This is a genomic window from Janthinobacterium goodfellowi (assembly GCF_051380695.1).
Classification (GTDB): domain Bacteria; phylum Pseudomonadota; class Gammaproteobacteria; order Burkholderiales; family Burkholderiaceae_D; genus Janthinobacterium.
In genome coordinates this window covers 1-1494 of the sequence record NZ_JBNYXN010000018.1, presented here as the reverse complement: position 1 = coordinate 1494, position 1494 = coordinate 1, and the positions used below count along the sequence as shown (strand labels likewise).

1 protein-coding gene is annotated in these 1494 nt (G+C 28.4%); it reads right to left on the bottom strand.

Annotated features, from left to right (window positions below; genetic code table 11):
* Nucleotides 1–1494, bottom strand: a 1494-nt coding sequence (locus ACQ4WQ_RS28400) for a hypothetical protein (protein ID WP_436501644.1), incomplete at both ends; no start/stop codon positions are given.

Here is a 1494-nt window from a genome sequence, read left to right as displayed (position 1 = left end):
AATACGAATAGGTTTAATAGTACGAGTATAAGGGTCAAAATAATGATTATCTCTATACCATTGTTTATATTCAACACTATCAATACCATATTTGTCAAGAACTTCTCTTTCTTTCATATAATAATATTGAGTAGTAGTTTCTCTAGTTCTTTTTTGAAGAATATTAATTGCAGCAGTTTTATCAATGTCAGTCCATTTATCTAAATCTTTAGGTTTAATAATACCATAAATAGTTCGATTAGGTCTTTCCGCAATAGTTCCATTTTCTTCAACTTGTTCACTAAATACTTCTAACCATTTATCATAATACTTTTTACCTTTAGCAAAAGCTCTATTTTTATCAAGTTCATATTGTTTCCAATTATAAGTAACATCACATTCACTTTCAATAAATTCAGCAACACGTTTTGCTTTAGCTTTATCAGTACTCTTTTCTCCTCTAGTAATTTCATTAAATACCTCAAAACCAGTTTTAAGTTGTTCTAAATCCTCTTGACTAATATCAGCAGTATTAAGAGTTCTAGTAGCATTATCAAAATACTTCTCAAGTATTTTATTAATAGCTTCTCCTACATTAATTTCTTCTTCACTCTTAGATTTATTACCTGTAAGATAATTATAGAAATCAGCACGATAAATTCTAAGTTCATCTTCAGCAGAACGAATAATACCAACATAAGGCATACCATTGCCTTTAGTATATTTATATTTTCTAACTGTTTCAGCTTTTATAAGAGCTGCACGTTCTTCAGGTATTTTACGTCCATCAACTACATTAAATTCATCTTTAGCTTGAAATTCTTTGATGGCAAGATTAAGAACACTATTACCTTTATTAGCATCTTTAAGTTCTTCAAATGCCCAATTTAAATCTTCTATATCTTTAATATCAAGAATATATCTAGTATTCTTACGAATCCATTCTTTAGCTTCTTTATATTCAGGAACTTTCATAAGTTCTTCCATACTAATAAGAAGATTACCATTAGCATCACGTTGACTTTCATATTTACTAATAATAGAAAGTTGTTCTTTAAGTTTAGAATCAAATCCTTCTTTAGCTTGCTTATCATAGAACATTTCTTTAACTTTACGAATATTAGTTTGATAAGCACGAAGTCTTTCAGCTACATTTAAATCATGACCAATCTTTTTATTACCATCTTCATCGTAAAGACTAGTAAGACTATCCATTTGAGCATATATACGTCCAAGTTCTTCATCTTGACTTTGTGTAGTAACATTATCAGTAGCTTGGCTTAGAATATCTCGTATTCTACTATTAAGTCTTTTATATTCAGCAAATTCTTTAGGAATACCATCATCTCCTTTTTTAAGACCAAGAAGACTTCTTTCAAGATTTATAATATAAGTAGAATATTCAATAGTAACATCATTACCATCTTCATCTTGAACAGTAATTGGTTTAAGTTGATGAATAGTAGTCATATCAATAAACTTAGCTTTATTAGATAGAGCAATAAGATGGTCAAC